The following is a 20,006-nucleotide window of genomic DNA, read 5'->3' as shown; positions in this document are numbered from 1 at the left end:
GCAAATTGAGAAACAATGTCATTTAGTAACTTCTACCCTCATAGCCTACACCTATATTGACCAGCTTGCTTTGCGCCGCCTTGCTTATCCTGCTCAGGGTTGCAAGCGCTGCATGCTCCATTGCCCGTCAGCACCGCGCGTAAACACGATGCGGTCGTGGAAGCGCGAACGGCGTCCCTGCCAGAACTCGATGCGTTCCGGCTGCAAGCGGTAGCCACCCCAATGGGCCGGACGCGGCGGCTGCGCGTCGCCGATGGCGGCGGCCACGGCCGCGTAATGGCTTTCCAGCTCGGCGCGGCTGGCGATCGGTGTACTTTGCTGTGAGGCAATCGCCGACAGCCGGCTTTGCACGGGACGTACATTGAAATACTCGTCGCTCTCGGCCGCCGTGGTCTTCACCACCGTGCCCTCGATGCGCACTTGCCGCTCCAGCTCGCGCCAGAAGAACAGCAGGGCGGCGTTTGGATTGTGCTCGAGCTGCTGGCCTTTGTCGCTGTGGTAATTCGTATACCAGGTAAAGCCCCGTTCATCGAACTGCTTGATCAGTACGATGCGCGAGCTCGGCTTGCCATCAGGCGTGACGGTGGACAAGTCCATGGCGTTCGGCTCCATCACCTGCGCGTTGACAGCCTCGGCAAACCATTTCTGGAACTGGGCGATGGGATCGGCCAGTACATCCGTCTCGCTCAGGCTGGACTGGACGTAATCGGTGCGCATGGCCGCCAGCACGGCGGCCGCGTCCGGCACTTCGGCGGCTTCTGGCGCATCGGGTGCGATGCCGCGGCGACGCTGCATGGCCGTGCCCAGCTGTTCCATCTGTTGCGCGCTGAACAGGCGCTTGGCCATGGGTGCCAGTTGCCCCTCTTCCTTGGCCATGTGGGCCTGGTAGGCGGCGACATAGTCGCGCACGCCATCATGCGACAACTGCGAGTCCGTGCCGGCCGCGATGGCGTCCAGTTCCGGGCGCAGGGTCAGCCAGGCCTGGTCCATGCGCTGGTGGTCGGCCAGGATTTCCGGCACCAGGGTGGCCAGCAAGGCGGCGTCCTCGCCCGTGGCCGTCGCCTGCAGCATGGGCATCAAGTCCTGCTCTTCATCGTCATGGTGCAGATGGGCGGCTTTATTAAAGTATTGCAACACGGCCTTGGCCGCCTGCTGCGCTTCCGGCGTGTTGCCATTCTGTCCCAGGTGGCCCAGCAGGTTTTGCAAGGTCGTCAACTGCTTGCGGATCTTGTCGTGGCAATGCTTGAGCACGGCGATGGGCTGGTCAAAGCCAGGAACGGAGTCGAACAGGGGAGAGGTCATGGCGTGTTCTCGTGGTGGGCGGTGTGGGGGCGCGGCGACAATGCAGCTTGTCGCTGTGTCAATTCGGCTATTTTAGAATATCCGCCAGCGCAGTGTCCGTTAAAATGGCGCCATGCATACCTCCACCAATGAACTAATTTCCATGGACTTGACCGAGATCGATTTTGAGCGGCGCTTCGGCGGCATTGCCCGCCTGTACGGCGCCCCCGCGTTGGCACGCTTCCGCGCCGCGCATGTGTGTGTGATCGGCGTGGGCGGCGTCGGTTCCTGGATCGTCGAAGCGCTGGCGCGCAGCGCCGTCGGCCGCCTGACCCTGATCGACCTGGACAATGTTGCCGAATCGAATATCAACCGCCAGATCCAGGCCATGAGCGACACCATCGGCAAGGCCAAGATCACGGCCCTGGCCGAACGCATCGAACTGATCAACCCGTTTTGCCAGGTCACGCAGGTCGAGGATTTTATTACCCCTGATAATCTGGACCAGTTGCTGGGCGGGCGCAATTTCGACTACCTGGTCGACGCCATCGACAATGCCAAGGCGAAAGCGGCCGTGATCGCGTATTGCCGCGCACGCAACATTCCCATGCTGACCATCGGCAGCGCGGGCGGGCAGACGGACCCGACCTTGATTGCCGTGCGCGACCTGTCGAAAACGGAACAGGAACCGCTGCTCAAGCGTGTGCGAAAACTGTTGCGCACCGAATATGGTTTCCCCCGTGGCGTGAAAAACAAATTCAATGTCGACGCCGTGTTTTCCATGGAACCGTTGAGCACGCCCGAGAGCGCGGAAGCGTGCGCCATCGATGGCGCGCCCGCCGGCGTCACGGGCCTGAACTGCGCCGGCTTCGGTTCCAGCGTGGTGGTGACGGCCAGCTTCGGCATGGTGGCGGCCGCCCATGCGTTGAAAAGCTTGCGCCAGGACAAAGTTGCTGAAGTGCCAGCGCCAATGCCAGTGCCGGACGCCGCCTAGGTTAATTTCCTGCTGGCCAGGATGCGGTAGTCGCCGCTGCTTTTGAACGATTCCACCAGCACCAGCTCGTCCGCCTGCCAGGCGATGGGCGCGAAGTCCTGGCTGGCCGGTGGCGGCGCCTGGCGCGCCAGTGTCACGTGCGGCGTAAAGCGGTCGTGCTCGAAGCGCGGCGCCAGCCCCTGTTCCATCAGGCCGTGCATGCAGGTCGCGCGCAAGTCCAGCAGGGCGGGCGAGGGCTGCGCCAGGGCGGCCCAGGCCAGCGCCAGCTTGGGGAAGTGGCTGGCGTGATCGAACAGCAAGGGCATGGCGCGCGCCGGTAATTGTTCCAGGATATCCAGCAGGACCGGCAGCTCGCTGGCCGGGCGCTGGCCCAGGAAAGCCAGGGTCAGGTGCAGCTTGTCCGGGCGCACGGGCTTGCCGTCCAGCAGCGCCTGCCAGGCGGCCAGCGCCGCGCGCGTGGCCGCATCGGGCCACAGGGCGTAAAACAGGCGGGGGCAATGGGTATCGGGCGACAAGTTTTTCCTATCGTTGCGGCGGTTTGCTATTATTGGCGTTCCCTGCCGGTTCGCTGGCGCAGGGATCTCACCGAAACTCACTGAAAGAATACATCATGACGCGTAGCTCCGTTTTGTTTGCCCTGATCTGCTCCGTCGCCGCGTCGCTGGCGCAGGCACAGGCGCCAGCGCCTGTTCCCGCCTCCGCCGTCTCGCTGAGCCCCGGCCCTGTCGCCGATAAATTGATTCTGATCGACAACAAGGTCGGCACGGGCAAGGAAGCGTCCGCAGGCAACAACGTCACCGTGCATTACACGGGCTGGCTGTACCGTCCGCTGGCGAAAGATTCGCGCGGCAAGAAGTTCGACAGCTCCGTGGGCCGTGGGCCGTTTGACTTCCCGCTCGGCAAGGGCATGGTCATCAAGGGCTGGGACCAAGGCGTGGCCGGCATGAAAGTGGGCGGCAAGCGCACCCTGATCATTCCAGGCGAACTGGCCTATGGGCCGCGCGGCGCGGGCAACGGCGACATCCCGCCGAACTCGGCACTGATCTTCGACGTGGAATTGCTGGACGTGAAGTAATTGTTCAGTTTGGCGGCGGCGCATGCTCGCGCCGTCGCTAAAAGCGGTAGACTGGGGTTTCTTGAAATAGCGGAGCCTCCTTCCATGAACATCGCCAACGACGTCACTGAACTGATCGGCAACACCCCCCTGGTGCGCATCAACCGCATCGCCGCCGGCAGTGTGGCCACCATCCTGGCCAAACTCGAATTCTATAATCCCGCGCACAGCGTCAAGGACCGCATCGGCCTGTCCATGATCGTCGCGGCCGAGGCCGCAGGCAAGATCCATCCCGACACCGTCATCGTCGAGCCCACCAGCGGCAACACGGGCATCGCGCTGGCCATGGTGTGCGCCGCGCGCGGCTACCGCTGCACCCTCGTCATGCCCGACACCATGAGCCGCGAGCGGCGCATCCTGCTGCGCGCCTATGGCGCCGAGCTGGTGCTCACGCCCGGCAGCGAAGGCATGCTGGGCGCCATCCGCAAGGCCGAGGAATTGGTGGCGGCCGACCCGCGCTACCTGATGCTGCAGCAATTCAACAATCCCGCTAACCCCGCCATTCACCGCGCCACGACGGCCGAGGAAATCTGGCGCGATACGGATGGACAAGTGGACATCGTCATCGCTGGCGTGGGCACGGGCGGCACGATTACCGGCATCGGCGAAGTGTTGAAGGAACGCAAGCCTGGCCTGCAAATGATCGCCGTGGAACCGGAAGCGTCGCCGATGCTGTCGAAAGGCACGAAAGGGCCGCATCCGATCCAGGGCATCGGCGCCGGCTTCGTGCCGCAGATTTTGAATACGGCCATCTACGACGAAATCATTTGCGTCAAGAATGACGACGCGTTTGCCACGGCGCGCCTGGCCGCCAGCGACGAAGGCTTGTTGGTCGGCATCTCGTCGGGCGCCGCCCTGTGGGCCGCCCTGCAAGTGGCGCGCCGCCCGGAAAACGCGGGCAAGACCATCGTCACCATCATCCCGTCGTTCGGCGAGCGTTACTTGAGCACGGCTTTGTACGCGGGCCTCGGCGACTGATTCAATAGCAGCGGCAGGGCTATCCTTTCCGCCAGCGCCCGGTTGCCCGCGTCGCCCGGGTGCAGGTGGTCGCCCGAGTCGTAGGCGGGCAGCAGGCGCAGCGGATGCGCGGGATCGCGCGCCCAGGCATCGAAGTCGAGTATGGCGTCGAGCGTGCCGCTGTTGCGTATCCACGCATTCAGTTGCTGGCGCAGCGCATCTTTTTCTGGCTGGTAATAGTCGCTCAGGGGCGTGCCGGGCAGGGCGCCTGCGAACGGCGTCAGGGTGGCGCCGACCACGCGCACGCCGCGGCTGCGGGCCTGGGCCACCAGCTGGACGTAGCCGGCCGTCAACTCCTCCAAGGTCGGCCTTTGCACCCGTGGCGCAAACGCCGTGCCGGGCCAGCTGATGTCATTGATCCCCAACAAGACGACCACCGAGCGCACGCCCGGTTGCGCCAGCACGTCGCGCTCGAAGCGCGCCAGGGCATTGACTCCCATTCCATCGGACAACAGCCGCGCACCGGAAATGCCGGCATTGATCACGGCCACGCCCTGCGGCGCCAGGCGTTCGGCCAGGAAATCGGGCCAGCGCGCATCCATCCCCAGGCTGGCGCTGGCGCCATCGGTAATCGAATCGCCAAGGATGGCCACGGCTTGCGTCCCCGGCGCCGCTTGCACCTCGATGGCGCTGAGCAAGAGGCGCGCCGTGGTGGTCTGCACGCCGGCTTGTGCATCATCGATGCGCGCGGCCCGCGTCTGGTCATGCGGGGCGATCCACGCCGTCTCGCGTCCATCCCAGTGAAACGTGGAGACGGGACTGGCTTGCGGCAAATGGATGCTTACCGTCAGCCGGGCCAGGTCCGGCACCGACAGGTCGACGGGGTCGCTGATGATCGGCGCGCCCGGCGCCACGCTGGCCGAGGGTTGGCCGGAAAACGTGAGCGTGCGCAGGCTGCCGGGCTTGATGGCTGAGCCGGATGCGGCCAGGGCCACGGTGGCCGCGCCGATGCGTAGCGGCACCTTGCCATACGCATTCGACAGCACGATGCGCACGCGCGGGCCGCCCACGCTGAGGCGCGCCACCTGGCGCACGGTGTGCCCGTGCAGCACGGCGGGCACATTGCTGGGGAACAGGAAGTCGCTGCTCCACACGGCTTGCGGGCTGGCCGTCCAGCTGGCCAGCCAGGTGGTATCGGCGTTGGCGGCCTGGACAGGGCTCGTGTCGAGTGCCAGGCTCAGCAGAGCGGCGGGGAGGAGGGAAAATCGTTGCATGGCGGCTCGCTTCATCAAGGGGAATGTGCGCATGATGAAAGCAAAGCCATTTATGCACTAGACTATCTCATCGAAGAACATTTATGAGTTGAATTCACAATGGCCAGACTGGAAGTGAACCGCTCCGGCGAGCTGGAAGTGTTTGTGCGCGTGGTGGAACTGGGCGGCTTTTCCGCCGCCGCGCGCGCCTGCGGCATGACGCCCTCGGCCGTCAGCAAGCTCGTCTCACGGCTGGAAGAGCGCCTGGGCGCGCGCCTGTTGAACCGCTCCACGCGCCAGCTGCAACTGACGGCCGAGGGCTGCGGCCTGTATGAACGGGGCCGGCACGTGCTGGCGGCCCTGGACGAGGCCGAGCGCTGCGCCGGTGTGCAGGATGTGCCGCGCGGCAAAATACGCGTGAATGCGAACGTGCCGTTCGGCCAGCATTTTTTGTTGCCGCTGGCGCCGCTGTTTCTGGAACGCTTTCCGGAGGTGACGCTCGACATCGAGCTCACGGATGCAGTGGTCGATATCCTCGAGCAGCGCACGGATGTGGCCGTGCGGGCCGGTCCCCTGAAAAGTTCCAGCTTGTTGGCGCGCAAGCTGGGCCAGACGCGCATGGCGATCGTGGCGTCGCCAGCCTACCTGGCGCGGCGCGGCACGCCGTTGACGCCCGCCGAGCTGGCATCGCACAATCTGCTCGATGCCAATTACCCGCGCGCCCGCTCGGGCTGGCCGCTGCGCTTGCCCGAAGGCGACATCGTCGTGCCGGTCACGGGCAATGCGCAAGCGAGCGATGGCGAAGCCTTGCGACAACTGGCGCTGGCGGGCTTGGGACTGGCGCGCCTGGCTGCCTTCCAGGTGCGGGCCGATATCGCGGCCGGCCGTCTGCTGGCGCTGCTGGAAGACTGCAACCCGGGCGACAGCGAAGAAGTGCATGCCGTGTTCGTGGGGCAAGGCGGGCATGTGCCGCTGCGCGTGCGCGTCTTGCTTGATTTCCTGGCGCAGAATGTCGACCTGGGCTGAGCGTGTCCAGGCGCATTAGGCTACAGGCGGACACGGCAGCGCAGTACAATATCGGACGGGCCGCAATGGTTCGGCCCGTATTGTGCCTTTGAATGGAAATATGTTCCTGGTAAAACCTGAACGCCGCCGCCTGCTGCAGGTGGGCGCAACCGTGGCTGTTATCGCGCTGGGCCTGGCCTCGCGCGCCTATCCCCAATTCGTCCCCGCCGCGCTCGGCAAGTATCCGGGCGACGCCCTGTGGGCCATGATGATTGTCTTTGCGCTGGGCATCATCGCCACGCGCATGCGTACCTGGCAACTGGCATCGTGGTCCTTGCTGATCTGCTTTGCCGTGGAATTCGGCCAGCTGGTCCAGGCGCCGTGGCTCGTCGCGCTGCGCGCCCATCCGCTGGGGCACCTGGTACTGGGTTCCGCCTTCGGCTGGGGTGATTTGATCGCCTACACGGCCGGCGTGGCCGTGGCGGCGATCATCGACAAGCTGGCGCTGTTCAAGCGCCGCTAGCCTTATTTGACGTTACCCTCCGCGTCGCGCAGTTCCACCGGCGCCAGTTTGAGCTTGCTCAATTGCGGAGCGATCTTCGCCTTGTCGCCCACGCCGATGACGATCAGCTTTTCCGGCTGCAGGTATTTTTTCGCCACCTGCTGCACCTGCTTGTCCGTCACGCTGGCAAAGCGCTGCGGCAGGGTCGTGTAATAGTCGAGGCCCAGGCCGTAGATATACGCGTTCGCCATGCTGGCGCTGATGCTGGCATTCGTGTCGAACTGGCCCGGCAAGGACAGCACCTGCGAGTTGCGCGCATTCGCCAGTTCCTTGCTGCTCAAGGGCTTGGCGATCATGGCGCGGATTTCCTTGACGGTTTCCGATACGGCCGGGCCCGTCACATCGGTGCGCACGCTGGCGGCAATCGAGAATGGCCCAGGCTGATTGCGGTACTGGAATTGCGAGCGCACGCCATAGGTATACCCCTTTTCTTCGCGCAAGTTGGTGTTCAGGCGGCTGGTAAACAAGCCGCCCAGGGCCGCGTTCATCACTTGCAGCGGCGCGTAATCGGGCGTGGCGCGCGGCACGGCGATGGCGGACAGGCGCACGGCCGTTTGCGGCGCGCCCGGCTTGTCGACCATAATCAATTTTGCCTGCGTCGTCTGCGGCGCGGCGGCCACGGACTGCGCCACCGTGCCGGCCTTCCAGCTGCCGAACTTCGCTTCGGCCAGTGCCTTCAATTCCGCCTCGCCGATATCGCCCGAGACGATCAGGGCCGCATTGTTCGGCAGGTAATGCTGCTGCCAGAAACCTTGCAGGTCGGCGCGGCTGGCCGCCTTCAGCGCCGCTTCCGTGCCCAGCTGGATGTAGCCGTACGGATGTTGCGGGCCATACAGGGCCGCCGCTTCCACGCGGGCGGCCACGGCTCCCGCGTTTTCGCGCTGCTGCGCCAGCTGTCCGATGCGGCTGGCGCGCTGGCGCTCCACCTCTTCTTGCGGGAATTGCGGATGCAGCACCACGTCGGCCAGCACGTCGAGCGCTTGCGGGAACGTGGCTTTGAGCGACGTCAGCTGGGCGAACGAGGCATCCGTGTTGGAACCGGTGCTCAGCAGGGCGCCCAGCTGCGCCACATCGTCGGCGATCTGCGGCGCGCTGCGCGTGGCCGTGCCTTCCTGCAGCAATTGCGCCGTAAAGCTCGACAAGCCCGGCTGCGCCAGCGGATTGGCGCCCGAGCCGCTTTTGATGACCAGCTGGCTGGAAACGAGCGGCACGGCCCCGTTGTAGTGGTGGATCACGGTCAAACCGTTCGCCAGGGTGAACGATTTTCCTTGCGGTAAAACAATCTTCGGTGCGGGACCGGCCTTCGGCACGGCATTGCGCCATGGCTCGTCCGCATTGATGGCCGTGCCTGGCGCAGGCTTGACCTTGCCAGGCGCCGGCGTCGGCACTTCCGCGCCCAGGTCCGGGGTGCCCGGTACGCCGTAGACGACGACGCGCGACTGGTTTTTCAGGTACTGGTCGACGGCGCGCTGCACGCCGGCGGCCGTCACCTGGCGGTAGCGCTCGATATCCTTGGCCAGGTAGCCGGGGTCGCCCAGGTACTGGTTGTATTCGTTGAGCAAGTTAGCCACGCCGCGTCCGCCCATTTTTTCCACCTGGCTCAGCATGGTGGTCTCGATGCTGTTGCGCGCCCGCTCCAGTTCCTTCTCGGTGGGGCCCTTGGCGCGCAATTGCTCCAGCTCCGCCTGCAAGGCTTGTTCGATTTCCTCGGGCTTGTGGTCCGGGCGCGCCGTCGCGTCAATGGTGAAGATGGAGGTGAGGGCGTTCGAGCCCTGACTGGCGCCCACATCCTGGGCGATCTGCTTGTCGTACACGAGGGATTTGTACAGGCGGCTGGACTTGCCGCCGGCCAGGATGTGCGCCGCCATCGACAGTTCCGCGTCATCGCTGGTGTAGGCGGACGGCGTCAGCCAGGCCATGAAGACGCGCGGCAATTCCACCCGGTCCTGCACCACGATGCGGCGTTCCTGCGTGATGGGCGGCGTCACGACATTCGGTTTCGGCACGGCCGGGCCGCTCTTGAAGCTGCCAAAATACTTGTTGACCAGTTCCTTGGTCTTCGCCTTGTCGATGTCGCCGGCGATCACCAGGCTGGCGTTGTTGGGGCCATAGTATTTGGTGAAGAAATCCTTGATGTCGGCCAGTTTCGCGTGCTGGATATCCGCGTGCGAACCGATGACGCTGGCGTAATACGGGTGGGTCTTGGGAAACAGCTGGTGGTACAGGGCTTCCTGCACGATGCCGTAGGGCGCATTTTCCACGCTCTGGCGGCGCTCGTTGCGCACCACGTCCTGCTGGTTCGTCAGCGCCGTCTGGTCGAGCACGTCAAGCAGGTAGCCCATGCGGTCGGAATGCGTCCACAGGGCCAGTTCCAGCTGGTTCGACGGTACCGTGTCGAAATAATTGGTGCGGTCGAAATCCGTGCTGCCGTTCGAGTCGGTGGCGCCCGCGCCTTCGAGCAACTGGTCGGCCATGCCGCGCGGCACGTGCTTGGTGGCGGCAAACATCATGTGTTCGAACAGGTGGGCAAAGCCCGTCAGCCCCGGCGCTTCATTCGCGGGACCCACGTGGTACCAGATATTGACGGCCGTGACGGGCAATTTATGGTCTTCCACGAGAATGACATCGAGGCCGTTGGGCAAGGTGTATTTTTCATAGGCAATATGCGGCACGGACGTCGCCCCCGTCGTGACGGCCGCATCGGCGGCGTGGGCGAGGGTCAGCGGGGCGCCGTACAGCGACAGCAGCAGGGCGGGGAGGGCCAGCAGTTTGATCGGTTTCATGCATGCTTCCAGGGTAGGTGGAGAAGACGCTGCGGCTCGCTCGTGGCTGGCGCAGCGCGACGGTGCTACAGTCTATACAGCAGGGCCGCGCCGCCCAGCACCAGCAATGCGCTGGCGATGGAGACGATGGCCGCCGCGCCCAGCAGGCGCCATTCGCGTGGCGTGAAGCCGACGGTTGGTGCCGTCGCATTATCGGCAGGGCCGGCCAGGGCGGCTGGCGGCAGCGCAGGCAAGCCGCCCGCCGCGCGCGCCTGGGCCGCCAGCGCTTGCGTGGCGGCGTCCAGCAAGGCCAGCTGGCGCTCGACGGTTTCCGCCAGCACGGCTTCGTTCAGCGCCACCAGGGCGAATATCGGGTCATCGACGTCGATCTTGATGCCCGTCTTGTCGAATACGTGGCTGCGCAGTTTGTGCTGGTCCATCTACCACTGCACCTTGTCGAGCTGTTCGAAGATGTCGCGGTAGACGACCTTGATGCGCTGCTTTTCCATGATGTTGAACTTGTCGTTCTGCAGCACTTCCTGCATCGTCAGGCGCGCCGTGTTCATCTTCTTGACGTCCGCGCCGAAGGTGTCGGGATTGCGCTGGCTCAATGTAATGCTGCCTTTCACGCGCACGCGGTTGTCGGCGTACGACTGCGATTCGATAAACTGCTTGCCGGACGCCGATTGCAGCAGGCCGAAATGTTCGTTTTGCCACAGCACCAGCGGCACCTTCGTCGATTGGGCTGTCGCCACAAAACCCGTGGCCGTGTCATGCAGGGTGTCGCCGCCGCCGACGATGGTGTGGATATAGACCTTGCGGCCCGATTCTTCCAGCAGCGAAAAACAGTCGTTTTCCAGCAGGTAGCCCATCAGCGGCGAAAACGTGTTCGCGCCATTGTCGATCACGCAGTTGCCGTCCGTTTCGAGAATGTCGATCATCAGCGCATCGAAGCGTTTCGGATCGATGTTGCGCGCATCCGTCATCACGGGCACATGCTTGACGTTCATCGCCTTGTAGCGCGAGAACGTGGCGTTTTCCTGATCGGTGTCATAACAGCGCAAAGGCGTGTCGTCCTTGCCGCCTATCCACTGGGCCAGCAGGGTAGAGACGAGGGTCTTGCCGATGCCGCCCTTGCCCTGCAGGATGAAATGTACCGTGTTTTGCATTGCGACTACTCCAAGTTGTTGCGTCAGTGACAATCAAAGATCCGTGACAGCGGCGCAAGCGCCCGGCCAGGCCACGACTGGCATTTTTACCACAATCCTTTGCAAATATGCCATGCGGAACAGCGAATCTGGTTATGATGTTAATCAGGATACCATTGATACAGAGCAAGTTTTGTGTGAAAAATGCACCCCAGAGTGTGAACGAGGACGCAGTGCCGATCTCCAGTCTCGATAAAGCCGACATTGACCGTCTGAATCAGCAAGCCCTGGCTTGCCTGGTCGGCAACCGCCGCCAGGCGCGCCGGCTGGCGCAGATGGCGCTGGCGGCGGCGCAACGACAACAGTATGCGCGCGGCGGCGCGTATGCGGAACTCAATCATTGCTGGCTGGCGTATTACGCGGGCGAGGCTGAACCGTCGTGCGAGCGTCTGGGCGCGTATTTCCAGCAAAGCGGCGACCTGGAAGGGGGCATGGAAGTGGCCGCCCTGCAGGGCGCGTATGCGAGCCGGCGCGGCGATTTTGCCGATGCCGAGCAGCATTTCCTGCAGGCGCGCAGCCAGGCCGCGCAGATACCCGACTCCCTGCACAAGTTCATGCTGTACGCGCGCCTGGGCGTTGATGCCCTGAACCGTGGCGATACGCAGGACGGCCCGCGAAATTTCCTGCTGGCGCTCGACATCGCCGAGCGTTTCGGCAGCCCCGCGCACCGGGTCAACAGCCTGTCGAACCTGGCGTCGTCGCAGCATGACCTGGGCAACGATGAAGACGCGATTCCCCTGCTGGTCGAGGCGCTCGAGATCATCGGCACGCAAAAACTCAAATACCAGCAAACCATCGTTTCGGCCAACTTGGCCATGTGCCTGCTGGCCACTGGCAAGCCGGCCGAGGCGCTGGCGCTGGTGGAACCGTTTTACGAGTGGCCGGAAGAAGACCTGGCCGTGCGCGCCTTTTTGTTCTGTATCGCCGCCCACGCCGCGATCCTGCTGCGCCAGCCCGACAGCGCGCTGCAATTGCTGTTGCGGGCCGAAGAATATGCGCGCCGGGGCCAGGACCTGGAAGAGCAGATGCATGCGTGGCTGGTTCGCGGCAAGCTGGACTTGCACGCGGGCCAGACGGCGCAGGCGCTGGCGTCCCTGACGCAGGCGCACAGCCTGCTGAGCTGGACGCGCAATCCGTTTCACCAGCAGCAGATCCTGCGCGGCTTGTCCGACATCAATGCCCAGCTGGGCGAATGGCAGGCGGCGTATGGTTTCCTGCAGCAATACCAGGCCGCCTACGAGGCCAGCAGCAAGTCGGCGCGCGCCTCGCGCAGCCTGATGCGCAACCTGGAAAAGGAAATGCACAGCCTGAAAGCCGAGCGCGACAAGGCGCTGGAACTGCAGGCGGCGCGCGAATCGGAAAACGTCAAGCTCGAGCACCTGAACCGGGAACTGGCGCACCAGATCCTGCATGTCAATTCCCTGCAGGACAGCCTGAAGGAACAGGCCATGCGCGACCACCTGACGGGCCTGTACAACCGCCGCCATTTTGAAACCTGCCTCAACGCCATCCTGCACGAGGCCGATGCGGATGCGCCCGTGGCCATCGCCATCATCGACCTGGATTTTTTCAAGCGCGTCAACGATACCTACGGGCATAACTTTGGCGATGAAGTGCTGATCCAGTTCGCGCGTCTGGTGGAAAGCCAGCTGCGCGGCAGCGACATGGTGTGCCGTTATGGCGGCGAGGAATTCTGCCTGCTGTTGCGTGAAGCAGACAGCCTCATCGCCGCGCACAAGATCGACGATATCGCCGCGCGCTACCGCCAGCTGCTGATCCGGCAGGCGCCGCACAGCCTGTCCGGCTGCACCTTTTCGGCCGGCATCGCCGAATATCCGCGCCATGGCGCCGGCCGTCACGAATTGCTGATGCGCGCCGACAGCGCCCTGTACGCGGCCAAGCAGGCGGGCCGCGACCGCGCCTGCATCGCCGCCGCTACTGGATAAAGCGCAGCAGTTCGCGCAAGGCGTGCGCCACGGCCTGCTCGCGCACGGCCTGGCGGTCGCCCGCGAATACCAGCCGCTGTGTTTGCACGCGCCCGTCCATGGCCCAGCCGAAGCAGACGGTGCCGACGGGCTTGCCCGGCACGCCGCCCGTGGGGCCGGCGATGCCCGTGGTCGAGACGGCCACCTGGGCCTCGCTGTGGGCCAGGGTGCCCCGCGCCATGGCGGCGGCCACTTCCTCGCTGACGGCGCCGTGCGCGGCGATCAGCTCGGCGGGCACGCCCAGCATGCCGGTCTTGGCCCCGTTGGAATAGGTGACGAAGCCCCGTTCGAACCAGGCGCTCGAGCCTGAAATATCGGTGACGGCCTGCGCCACGCCGCCGCCCGTGCACGATTCGGCCGTGGCCAGCAGCAGGCCCTTCGCCTGCAAGGCCAGGCCGACCGCGGTGGAGAGGGGGACGAGTTCGTTGCTCATGGATGACTCCTGCATGCGGTGAAAATGGTGGCAAGACTGTAGCATGGCCAACGGTAAAAGAAACTTTCCCCGGTACCAGCGAAAATGCGTACACTCTTTTATACATTTGCTACCACTTCGGGCTGGCAGGCGCTCTGTCGCTGCGCCACCCTGGTGCGCATCGCTCGAACAGGCAAGCGGCATGGTGCCGCGCCTTCGTATAGCATTATCTTTACTCGGTTGTCATGGTAATTCTGAACTGGACCTGGTGGCGTCATCCTGGCCCCCTGCGCTGCTCCGCGCGCGGTGCTGGCCGCCGCCCTCTCCGCTGGGAGTGGCTATTGCTGCTCCTGGGCGTGCTGTGTATCGAGGCGCGGGCGCAGGTGCCGGGGGAGCTGGAACGCCAGGTCAAGGCCGGGTATCTGTACAAGTTTGCCGGCTATGTCGAATGGCCCGACGGCAGCTTTGCCCGGCCCGACTCTCCGCTGGTGATCGGCGTGGCGGGCGCCGATGCGCTGGCCGAGCAGCTCGAACAGAGCGTGGCCGGGCATAGCGTCAACGGCCGCGCCGTGCAGGTGAAAAAAGTGCGGCGCGGCGAAGCGCTGGCCGGGCTGCACGTGCTGTACCTGGGGGCGCTGGATAAAACGGCGCTGCAGGAAATGCTGGCCGCCAGCCGTGGCCTGGCGTTGCTGACGGTATCCGATTCGGATGAGGTCTACGCGATGGGCAGCATGATCAATTTTGTGATGGCCGAAGACAAGGTGCGCTTCGACGTGGCCCTGAAACCCGTGGCGCAGGCGCATATCCGCATCAGCGCGCGCATGCTGCTGGCCGCCTACCGCGTGCAGACGGGAGGCGCCTAGATGATACGACTGCGTTCCATCCGCCACAAGTTGATGTCGGTGGTCTTGCTGACCACCCTGGTGGCGCTCGTCATTTCGCTGGGCACCATCGTCGTCTACGACTTGCGCGCCTACCACCGCAACCTGGTGGCCGACATCAGTACCCAAGCCGAGCTGCTGGGGCACATGAGTTCGGCCGCGCTGGCCTTCGACGACGAACGCCTGGCGCTGGAAAACCTCAACCTGATGCGCATCCGCCCGCGCGTGACTGCCGGCGCCCTGTACAAGGCGGACGGCAGCCTGTTTGCCAGCTACCGCGCGAACCAGCGTGTGGGCGAGCTGCCGGCGAAGGCGGGCAAGGAAGGCGAAAGCATCCAGGGCAGTTCGGTGGAATTGTTCAAGCCTATCGTCGACAATGGCGAACTGCTGGGTACCGTGTATTTGCGCGCCGATTACGAGCTGGCCGGCCGCACGGCCGATTACCTGGCCATCGCCCTGAGCGTGACGGTGCTGGCGCTGCTGGTGGCCTTGCTGCTGCTGCGCCGCCTCGATTTCGTCATCACGCAACCCATCCTCGATATCGCCGACGTGGCACGTGAAGTGATCGAGACGGGCGACTACTCGCGCCGCGCGCGCAAGCTCAGCGTCGACGAAGTGGCGCAGCTGGTCGATTCCTTCAACAAGATGCTGGCCGAGATCGAATTGCGCACGCAGGCGCTGGAGCGCTCGAACGGCGAGCTGGCCAGCGAAGGCGAACAGCGCACCGAGGCGCAGCAGGAAGTCATGCGCCTGAACCAGGAACTGGAAGTGCGCGTGCACGAGCGCACGATGCAGCTGGAAATGACGAATGGCGAACTGGCCATGGCGATGGAAGAGGCGCGCAGCGCCAACTATGCCAAGTCGGCCTTCCTGTCGTCGATGAGCCATGAATTGCGCACGCCGCTCAACGCCATCCTGGGCTTCGCGCAAATCCTCAGTTCCGACCGCCTGCCGTCGACCCTGGAGCAAAAGAAGGAATTTGCCGGGCATATCCTGAAATCGGGGCGCCACCTGCTGACCTTGATCAATGAAATCCTCGACCTGGCCAAGGTGGAATCGGGCACGGTCAGCCTGTCGCTCGAACCCGTGGGCCTGGACGCCATCTTGCAGGAATGCCGCGACATGATCGCACCGCTGGCCAGCCAGCGCGGCATCGGCATGACCTTTCCCGACACCTGCCCCCTGAACGTGCTGGCCGACCGCACGCGCCTCAAGCAGATTCTGTTGAACCTGCTGTCGAATGCGCTCAAGTACAACCGCGAGCAGGGGCAGGTGGCCATCGATTGCGCGCCGCAGGCGGGCGGCCGGGTGCGCATCAGCGTGCGCGACACGGGCGTGGGCCTCGACGGCGAACAGGTGGCGCTGCTGTTCCAGCCCTTCAACCGGCTGGGACAGGAAGGCGGCACGGAAGAAGGCAGCGGCATCGGCCTGGTGGTCACCAAGCGCCTGGTGGAGCTGATGGATGGCAGCATCGGCGTGACCAGCGCGCCCGGCGAGGGCAGCACGTTCTGGATCGAACTGCGCGTGGTCGATGCCTTGCCCGCGCCCGCACCTCCGGCCTTGCCGCGGCCGGACCTGGCCGGGGCGCTGCTCGAACACAGCGCCCCCGTGACCTTGCTGTACGTGGAAGACAATCCCGCCAACCTGACCCTGGTCGAGGAAATCGTGCGCTACTGCCCGCAATTGCAGCTGCTGACGGCAACGGATGGCCGTCTGGGCGTGGATATGGCGCGCACGCATTTGCCGCAGCTGATCCTGATGGACATCAACCTGCCGAACGTGAACGGCACGGATGCGCTGAAACTGCTGCGCGCCGATCCGCGCACGGCGCACATCCCCGTCATCGCCCTGACGGCCAACGCCATGCCGGGCGACGTGGAGCGCAGCATGGCGCTGGGCTTTTACCGCTATCTGACCAAGCCGATCAACCTCGATGAATTTACCGAGGCGATCAACAGCACCCTGGCCTACGTGGCGCAGCAGCGCCGGCAGAAGGGAACGGGCGCGCCATGATCAGCCAGGCCGATATCTATGCGGCGAAAATTCTCATCGTCGACGACCAGGAAGTCAATCTGCGCCTGCTCGAGCATCTGCTGCAAAGCGGCGGCTACACGGCCATCACCAGCACCCTCGACGCGCGCGCCGTGGCCGGCCTGCACCAGCGCCACCAGTTCGACCTGATCATCCTCGACCTGGTGATGCCCGGCATGAGCGGCTACGACGTGATGGATGCCTTGCGCCCGCTGGAACTGGAAGGTTATTTGCCCGTGCTGGTGATCGCCGCCGACCCTGACGCCAAGCTGGCCGCGCTGGAAGCGGGGGCGCGCGACTTCATCAGCAAGCCGTTTGACGCGCTCGAAGTGCTCACGCGCATCCGCAACATGCTCGAAGTGCGGCTGCTGCACCGCGCCGCGCGCCACTACAATACCCTGCTCGAACGCACGGTGGGCCAGCGCACGGCGGAACTGCAGCGCTTTCGCGGCGCCATGGACGCCACCACCGACGCCATCTTCCTCGTCGACGTGCTGGGCATGACCCTGGTCGACGTCAACGACGGTGCATGCCGCCTGCTCGGCTATGCGCGCACCGAACTGCTGGCGCTGGCGCCCGGCACCTTGCTGCCGTCGCCGCCGGCCCCGCCGCTGGCCGCGCTGCCGGGCGGCCCGGCCCACCTGGCCACGGAAGTGACGGAATGCGAACTGGTGCGGCGCGACCTGAGCCTGGTGCCGGTGGAGCTGGGCTGGCACTGGTATGCGCAGGCGCCCGTGGCGGGCGGGCAGGGTGCGGGCGGCCTGCTGCTGATCGCCGTGGCGCGCGACATCAGCGAACGGCGCCAGGCGCAGGAGCGCCTGAAGCACCTGGCCCATTACGATGGCTTGACGGGGCTGCCGAACCGCAGCCTGTTTTACCAGACCCTGGCCCAGGCCGTCGAACTGGCGCAGGAAAAAAGCTGGCGCATCGTGGTGCTGTTCATCGCGCTCGACCGTTTTAAAAGCATCAACGACACCCTGGGCGCGGCGCTGGGCGACGAACTGCTGCGCCAGTTCAGCAATCGCCTGGTCGAATGCGTGCGCCTGCGCGACACCGTGGGACGCCTGGGCAACGACGAATTCGCGCTGATACTCACCATGAGCCGCAACCAGCAGGAAGCCGTGGCCGTGGCGAACCAGGTGCGCGAAGCCTTGCGCGCGCCGTTCGACTTGCGCGGCCACGCGGCCACCCTGACGGCCAGCATCGGCATCGCCATGTACCCGGACGACGCCACCGACCCGGAAACCCTCATCAAATACGCAAATACGGCCATGGGCGGCGCCAAGCAGGCGGGCCGCGACGGCTACCGCTTTTTCACGGCCGGCATGAACGTGCAGGTGCTGGCGCGCCTGGATCTGGAACTGGCGCTGCGCCATGCGCTCGAACACGAGCAGTTCATCCTGTACTACCAGCCCAAGGTGGATTTGCGCACGGGCCGCATCAGCGGCGTGGAAGCGCTGCTGCGCTGGCGCCGTCCCGGCTACGGCCTGGTGGCGCCGGCCGAATTCGTGCCGGTGCTGGAAGACACGGGCCTGATCGTGCGCGTCGGCGCCTGGGTGATCCAGGCGGCCTGCCGCCAGATCGCCGAGTGGCGCGACAGCGAAGTGGGGCCCGTGCACGTGGCCGTGAATGTGTCGAGCCGCCAGTTTGCCGAAGGCGACCTGGAAGGCGAAGTGACGCGCGCGCTGGCGCAGCATGGCGTGGCGCCGGAATTGCTGGAACTGGAACTGACGGAAACGGCGCTGATGTCGAACGCCGAGCGCACCATCGTCGTGCTGGGCAAGCTGAAGAAAATCGGCGTGAAGGTGGCCATCGACGATTTCGGCACCGGTTATTCGAGCCTCGCGTATCTGCAGCGCTTCCCTATCGACAAGCTGAAAATCGACATCGCCTTCGTGCGCAACATCACCAGCAATCCGAACGACGCGGCCATCGCGCTGGCCATCGTCAGCATGGCGCATAGCCTGAAACTGAGCGTGGTGGCCGAGGGCGTGGAATCGCGCCCGCAGCTGGAATACCTGCGGCGCAACCGCTGCGATGAAATCCAGGGGTTTTATTTCAGCCGCGCCCTGCCGGCGCTGGAACTGGGGCAGATGATCGTTGCCGGCGCCGGCCTGCCGCCGGGCCACGATCCGGCCGCGCAGCCCGCGCAAACCCTGCTCATCGTCGACGACGACGTCAACGTGCTGTCGTCCCTGCACCGTTTGTTCCGTCCCGAAGGCTACCAGATTCTCACGGCCAGCACGCCGGCCGAAGGGTTTGAAATGCTGGCCCTGCACAGGGTGCACGTGATCGTCTGCGACCAGCGCATGCCCAGCATGAGCGGCACGGAATTCCTCAGTAAAGTAAAAGAGCTGTACCCGGAAACCATCCGCATCATCCTGTCCGGCTACACGGGCCTCGAAGCCGTGCTCGACTCGATCAACCGGGGCGCCATCTACCGTTTCTATACGAAACCGTGGGACGACACCCAGCTGCGCGACAACATCCGCCTGGCCTTCCAGCACTACTGGATGGTGAACCAGCCGGGGCTGGCGCGGATGGCGGTGCGCTGATTCGGCGGATTCCTTATTTTTATTCGCTGAAGTGGTCGAAAGAATTCAGCGCCAAATCGAGCGGCTGCCCGGCCGCATCCGCCAGCCGCAAGCCCGCCTGCGCCTCGATGCTGCCTACGCGCGTGACGGGCGTGCCGCAGCTTGCCGCCAGGGCGGCGATGGCGTCGCGCGAGGAAGCCGGCGCCGTGAAGCACAGTTCATAGTCGTCGCCGCCGGCGGCCGTGTAGCGGCGGCGCACGATGGTTGCCTGTTGCGCCAGCATGGGGCCGGCCGGCAGGGCGTCGACGTCGAGGGTGGCGCCCACCTGCGACGCTTTCAATATGTGGCCGAGGTCGCCCACCAGGCCGTCCGAGATGTCGATGGCCGCATGCGCGAGGCCCGCTTCGGCCAGCGCGCAACCGAGCGCCACGCGCGGCGTCGGCGTGTGCATGCGCGCGCTTGCTGTCAGCAGGTCGGATGGCGCCAGTTCCTGCTCCATGCGGTAGCCGGCCAGCGCCAGGCGCGCATCGCCCAGGGTGCCGCTGACCCAGATATCGTCGCCCGCCACGGCCGCGCTGCGGCGCAGGGCCTGGCCCGGCGCCAGTTCGCCAAACACGGTGATGCAGATATTCAAAGGGCCCTTGGTGGTGTCGCCGCCGATCAATTCGCAGCCGAATGCGTCTGCCAGCGCAAACAAGCCTTCGGCAAAGCCGGCCAGCCAGGCGCGCTCGGCTTGCGGCAGGGCCAGGGCCAGGGTAAAGGCGACGGGGCGCGCGCCCATGGCGGCCAGGTCGGACAGGTTCACGGCCAGGCTTTTGTGACCGAGCATGCGGGCGTCGGCGCCGGCAAAGAAGTGCCGGTCCTCGACCAGCATGTCCGACGAGATGGCGATCTGCTTGCCGGCGCCGGGTGTAATCAGCGCGCAATCGTCGCCGATGCCCAGGGTGGCGCGGCCGGGGCGCTGGCGCACGAAATATTGTTTGATCAGGTCGAATTCGGAAAGCGCGTCGTGTGGGGCCATGGCGTG

At 65.0% G+C, this 20,006-nt stretch carries 17 protein-coding genes; 9 read left to right on the top strand and 8 right to left on the bottom strand.

Annotated features, from left to right (window positions below; all coding sequences use genetic code 11):
• Positions 1-93 precede the first annotated feature (93 nt).
• Positions 94-1,302, bottom strand: coding sequence for a pyridoxamine 5'-phosphate oxidase (gene pdxH, locus LSO07_RS26900; protein WP_151097232.1), 1,209 nt, complete (start codon positions 1,300-1,302; stop codon positions 94-96).
• Positions 1,303-1,414: 112 nt separating this feature from the next.
• Between pdxH and tcdA the strand changes: the two genes are divergently transcribed.
• A complete protein-coding gene (gene tcdA / locus LSO07_RS26895) occupies positions 1,415-2,275 on the top strand; it encodes a tRNA cyclic N6-threonylcarbamoyladenosine(37) synthase TcdA (RefSeq protein WP_225317430.1) in 861 nt (286 codons plus the stop codon).
• On the opposite strand, the gene thpR is transcribed toward tcdA, so the two are convergent.
• Positions 2,272-2,790 carry an RNA 2',3'-cyclic phosphodiesterase gene (gene thpR, locus LSO07_RS26890; protein WP_191909771.1) on the bottom strand — a complete coding sequence of 173 codons (519 nt, stop codon included), beginning with the start codon at positions 2,788-2,790 and terminating at the stop codon, positions 2,272-2,274. The genes tcdA and thpR overlap by 4 nt on opposite strands.
• Positions 2,791-2,885: 95 nt before the next feature.
• On the opposite strand from thpR, the gene LSO07_RS26885 reads away from it, so the two are divergent.
• Both LSO07_RS26885 and cysK read left to right on the top strand, forming a co-directional pair.
• Positions 2,886-3,350, top strand: coding sequence for an FKBP-type peptidyl-prolyl cis-trans isomerase (locus LSO07_RS26885; RefSeq protein WP_077408663.1), 465 nt, complete (start codon positions 2,886-2,888; stop codon positions 3,348-3,350).
• An 84-nt stretch (positions 3,351-3,434) separates the two neighbouring features.
• The gene (cysK, locus tag LSO07_RS26880; protein WP_034780574.1) at positions 3,435-4,367 is read left to right on the top strand and encodes a cysteine synthase A; all 933 of its coding nucleotides are present in this window, start codon (positions 3,435-3,437) and stop codon (positions 4,365-4,367) included.
• Here cysK and LSO07_RS26875 read toward each other — a convergent pair.
• Positions 4,328-5,620, bottom strand: a complete 1,293-nt coding sequence (locus tag LSO07_RS26875; protein WP_225317429.1) for an SGNH/GDSL hydrolase family protein — start codon at positions 5,618-5,620, stop codon at positions 4,328-4,330. The genes cysK and LSO07_RS26875 overlap by 40 nt on opposite strands.
• A 99-nt stretch (positions 5,621-5,719) precedes the next feature.
• On the opposite strand from LSO07_RS26875, the gene LSO07_RS26870 reads away from it, so the two are divergent.
• Both LSO07_RS26870 and LSO07_RS26865 read left to right on the top strand, forming a co-directional pair.
• Positions 5,720-6,625: a LysR family transcriptional regulator gene (locus tag LSO07_RS26870; RefSeq protein ID WP_151097228.1), complete on the top strand. Its 906-nt coding sequence runs from the start codon at positions 5,720-5,722 to the stop codon at positions 6,623-6,625.
• A 100-nt stretch (positions 6,626-6,725) separates the two neighbouring features.
• The gene (locus LSO07_RS26865) at positions 6,726-7,127 is read left to right on the top strand and encodes a ribosomal maturation YjgA family protein (RefSeq protein ID WP_052140015.1); all 402 of its coding nucleotides are present in this window, start codon (positions 6,726-6,728) and stop codon (positions 7,125-7,127) included.
• A gap of 2 nt (positions 7,128-7,129) precedes the next feature.
• Here LSO07_RS26865 and LSO07_RS26860 read toward each other — a convergent pair whose 3' ends face one another.
• The 3 genes from LSO07_RS26860 to LSO07_RS26850 all read right to left on the bottom strand — a co-directional run bounded on the left by LSO07_RS26860 (position 7,130) and on the right by LSO07_RS26850 (position 11,097).
• Entirely contained in the window at positions 7,130-9,949 is a 2,820-nt protein-coding gene (locus tag LSO07_RS26860) for a M16 family metallopeptidase (protein WP_151097226.1), read from the bottom strand.
• A gap of 65 nt (positions 9,950-10,014) precedes the next feature.
• Positions 10,015-10,368: a hypothetical protein gene (locus LSO07_RS26855; RefSeq protein WP_070254636.1), complete on the bottom strand. Its 354-nt coding sequence runs from the start codon at positions 10,366-10,368 to the stop codon at positions 10,015-10,017.
• Positions 10,369-11,097, bottom strand: coding sequence for a hypothetical protein (locus LSO07_RS26850; RefSeq protein ID WP_034780566.1), 729 nt, complete (start codon positions 11,095-11,097; stop codon positions 10,369-10,371).
• Positions 11,098-11,309: 212 nt separating this feature from the next.
• Here LSO07_RS26850 and LSO07_RS26845 point away from each other — a divergent pair, with 212 nt between their 5' ends.
• Positions 11,310-13,082, top strand: a complete 1,773-nt coding sequence (locus LSO07_RS26845) for a GGDEF domain-containing protein (protein ID WP_034780832.1) — start codon at positions 11,310-11,312, stop codon at positions 13,080-13,082.
• Here the strand turns inward: LSO07_RS26845 and LSO07_RS26840 are convergent.
• Complete coding sequence (locus LSO07_RS26840; RefSeq protein WP_070281668.1) at positions 13,072-13,554, bottom strand: CinA family protein; 483 nt, start codon at positions 13,552-13,554, stop codon at positions 13,072-13,074. The two genes, LSO07_RS26845 and LSO07_RS26840, sit on opposite strands and share 11 nt — an antisense overlap.
• Positions 13,555-13,874: 320 nt before the next feature.
• Between LSO07_RS26840 and LSO07_RS26835 the strand changes: the two genes are divergently transcribed.
• Genes LSO07_RS26835 through LSO07_RS26825 form a run of 3 tightly spaced genes read left to right on the top strand, consistent with a single transcriptional unit; the run spans position 13,875 to position 19,000 of the window.
• Positions 13,875-14,396 (top strand): YfiR family protein, encoded by a 522-nt coding sequence (locus LSO07_RS26835; protein WP_034780562.1) that lies wholly within the window; start codon positions 13,875-13,877, stop codon positions 14,394-14,396.
• On the top strand, positions 14,397-16,427 hold the full coding sequence (locus LSO07_RS26830) for an ATP-binding protein (RefSeq protein WP_151097224.1): 2,031 nt from the start codon (positions 14,397-14,399) through the stop codon (positions 16,425-16,427).
• A complete protein-coding gene (locus LSO07_RS26825) occupies positions 16,424-19,000 on the top strand; it encodes an EAL domain-containing protein (RefSeq protein WP_151097222.1) in 2,577 nt (858 codons plus the stop codon). The genes LSO07_RS26830 and LSO07_RS26825 overlap by 4 nt, the downstream gene beginning before the upstream one ends.
• 19 nt (positions 19,001-19,019) lie before the next feature.
• Here the strand turns inward: LSO07_RS26825 and thiL are convergent, their stop codons facing one another.
• Positions 19,020-20,000, bottom strand: coding sequence for a thiamine-phosphate kinase (gene thiL / locus LSO07_RS26820; protein WP_151097220.1), 981 nt, complete (start codon positions 19,998-20,000; stop codon positions 19,020-19,022).
• Between the last annotated feature and the right edge of the window lie 6 nt (positions 20,001-20,006).

The sequence above is a fragment of the Janthinobacterium sp. PLB04 genome, from assembly GCF_021165895.1.
Classification (GTDB): domain Bacteria; phylum Pseudomonadota; class Gammaproteobacteria; order Burkholderiales; family Burkholderiaceae_D; genus Janthinobacterium; species Janthinobacterium lividum.
This window is presented reverse-complemented; position numbering and strand designations above follow the sequence as displayed.